Origin of the sequence: Microcystis sp. M31BS1, from assembly GCF_020245285.1 — a bacterium.
Taxonomy (GTDB): Bacteria; Cyanobacteriota; Cyanobacteriia; order Cyanobacteriales; family Microcystaceae; genus Microcystis; species Microcystis panniformis.
Map to the genome: position 1 here is coordinate 1 of NZ_JADBVE010000423.1, position 2,579 is coordinate 2,579.

At 44.5% G+C, this 2,579-nt stretch carries 3 protein-coding genes and 2 pseudogenes; 3 read left to right on the forward strand and 2 right to left on the reverse strand.

The genetic code is table 11. The features are described from left to right. A pseudogene (locus IM509_RS23880) lies at positions 1-180 on the reverse strand (Uma2 family endonuclease); the annotation flags it as partial. Between the two features lie 520 nt (positions 181-700). Here IM509_RS23880 and IM509_RS23885 point away from each other — a divergent pair. The 3 genes from IM509_RS23885 to IM509_RS23895 all read left to right on the forward strand — a co-directional run bounded on the left by IM509_RS23885 (position 701) and on the right by IM509_RS23895 (position 2,185). Next, complete coding sequence (locus IM509_RS23885) at positions 701-1,594, forward strand: Rpn family recombination-promoting nuclease/putative transposase (protein WP_052277048.1); 894 nt, start codon at positions 701-703, stop codon at positions 1,592-1,594. 34 nt (positions 1,595-1,628) lie between these two features. Then, positions 1,629-1,889 (forward strand): DUF4351 domain-containing protein, encoded by a 261-nt coding sequence (locus IM509_RS23890; protein ID WP_072927499.1) that lies wholly within the window; start codon positions 1,629-1,631, stop codon positions 1,887-1,889. An 86-nt stretch (positions 1,890-1,975) separates the two neighbouring features. After that, entirely contained in the window at positions 1,976-2,185 is a 210-nt protein-coding gene (locus IM509_RS23895; protein ID WP_002789010.1) for a hypothetical protein, read from the forward strand. 36 nt (positions 2,186-2,221) lie between these two features. On the opposite strand, the pseudogene IM509_RS23900 reads toward IM509_RS23895, so the two are convergent. Continuing rightward, positions 2,222-2,579: pseudogene (locus IM509_RS23900) on the reverse strand (Uma2 family endonuclease); the annotation flags it as partial.

Consider the following 2,579-nt stretch of genomic DNA (forward strand, 5'->3'; position numbering starts at 1 on the left):
AACAGCCATATCTACCCCAAAATACCAATCATCTCGACCAGACCAAATTAAGGCTAATAAATTTAGCAGTAGGTTGGGAAGATCATTCTGTAACTGATTGTCCACTGGAGTTTCATCGGAAGAGGGCAATTCTTCGGCGCTAGGAAGAGGTCGATTTTTGTTATAGGTGAGGTTAACCATAGCTCCTACAAGCGTGGTGTTTAATTACTGCCAATTCTAACAGAAAATTACGGTTTTAGATTTCGTTGTTTTTGTGCAGTTTCTCAAAGCACTTCATCAAAACTCGGCTCAAGGCTTTCTTTAATGTCATCAACCTGATTAATTTCGGCTCTTCGGGACTTGGTATGGTTCGATAGGGGGGCATAAATCGACTAAATCCTTATCTGGTAAGGGATTTAATTGATTAGTTCACTCTAGATCGCAAACAATTGACAAAAATTGCGGTAATGTCTTTCTCTATAAGGGTTTCATTCCTTATAACCCCGTCCATTGCATAAGACAAACCGAAGAACCTTAATTTCTTGGTTAGGAGAGGCACTCAGGCACTCATGCAAGAGTCAAAGGGGAGAATAAATCAGGGGTGCTGTCCGCAAAGCTGGAAAATAATGTCTCAAGGGAGAGGAGGTACGGGTTTCCTCTCTCTTTTTTTGGGGGTTTTATGGGAAGATCGGGAAAGAGCTATGGTGCAATCCCGATCATCATGAAACGAGACTCGATATTTTACCGGCTTTTCCAACAATCCCCCTCCCTTCTCTTCGATTTACTGGAAAACCCACCTGCTAATGCCACCGAATACCGATTTGACTCCGTAGCCGTCAAAGAACCCAAATTTGAGATCGATGGCGTATTCCTGCCACCCGATAATGATAGTAGCGGGGTGATCTATTTTTGCGAAGTGCAATTTCAAAAAGACGAACGACTCTATGAACGGGTTTTCGGCGAATCATTTTTGTATTTTTATCGCCAGCGAGAACGATTTACCGATTGGCACATTGTTGTCATCTATCCCACCCGTAGTCTAGAACAAAGTAACACCCATCCCTACCGAGCGCTCCTCAATTGTAATCAGGTGCATCGAATTTATCTGAAAGAATTAGGGGAAATTCAGCAGTTACCCCTAGGGGTTGCCCTGATGGTACTCACTACTGTGGAAGAAACCCAAGCACCAGAAGCGGCCCGCTATTTACTAGCAAGAACCCAACAGCAAATTCCAGATCCAGAAGCAGGTCGCGCCATAATAGAAATGATTGCCACAATTATGGTGTATAAATTTACTAACTTGAGTCGAAAGGAGGTTGATGCAATGCTAGGACTACAATTGGCAGATACAAGGGTATATCGTGAAGCCAAGGAAGAAGGACGACTGGAAGGACAACTGGAAGGACGACTGGAAGGACGACTGGAAGGACGACTGGAAGGAGAATCTGCCCTGATTTTGCGTCTATTGCAACGTCGCTTTGGTGCGGTGGATGAGGTGTTGGCTGCCCGGATTCAGGCTCTAGAAATCGAGCAATTAGAGTACTTGGCTGAGGCTTTGTTGGATTTTACAGCATTAAACGACCTAGTGCTTTGGCTAAATCGCTATGGTGTATAAGTTGACTAACTTGAGTCGGCAGGAGGTTGATGCAATGCTAGGACTACAATTGGCAGATACAAGGGTATATCGTGAAGCCAAGGAGGACGGTCGCGAGGAAGGTCGTCAGGAAGGAGAATCTGCGCTCATCCTGCGGCTCCTCTCGCGTCGGATCGGTGAAGTGACTCCTGAAAGGCGATCGCAAATTCAAGCTCTCTCAATTAATCAACTGGAAGCTTTAGGAGAAGCTTTGTTAGATTTTACCCAACCCGAAGATTTGGAGGAATGGTTGCGATCGCATCTATCGCCCCTGTAATTGGGAGTAAGCCATCAGGGAGCAAAATGTAAAAATTTCTTAAATTGTGAATTATGCTAGGATTCGCCCTAGAATGATCAAAAATCATGACTACACAAGCAACAGTAATCCAAGGCACAGCCAAAGAAATTAGGGAAGCACTGGCACTTATACCAGATGATGAAATTGTCAGCCTTATGGTAGGTCGTCCCAGCTTATCTATTATTGCCAGAAAATTACAGCACGAGGCCGCAACTCTTGGCATAACAGCTGCGGAACACGACGCACTCATGGCATCGTTAAAACATGATTGGTGATGCGGGTTGTTGTTGATACCTTGGAGAAGTCAGACCTTACACTTCATCAGGGTTAATGCCAAGCGCTCTGAGCCTTTCAGCCAGCCGGATGGCTTTTTGTTCAGCCTCTTGTTTCGCCAGCCGTTCTTGAGCAGCGATCGCCTCTGCGTTCATCGCTCTTTCCTCAGCCGTTAGATAGCGATTTCCTGACCGATCATACCAGTATAACCATTCCCGATACCAAGCAATATGTTCTCCTTTTTCGTAACCCAGTGCCAAGCCAATTTCTGGCAACCAAACTCGATTATTCTCACTCTCTAGAAGTTGATATTTTCCTGAGATTAATTTATATACTTCTAATCTTTGTCGGTTTTTAAATCTTCCTCTTCTGCCACTGAAAGGATTGTAGATTACA

Bases quoted from the DNA above. Each gene is read 5' to 3' on its own strand.
- IM509_RS23885 (WP_052277048.1), top strand. From the start codon at position 701: ATGAAACGAGACTCGATATTTTACCGGCTTTTCCAACAATCCCCCTCC.
- IM509_RS23895 (WP_002789010.1), top strand. From the start codon at position 1,976: ATGACTACACAAGCAACAGTAATCCAAGGCACAGCCAAAGAAATTAGG.
- IM509_RS23890 (WP_072927499.1), top strand. From the start codon at position 1,629: ATGCTAGGACTACAATTGGCAGATACAAGGGTATATCGTGAAGCCAAG.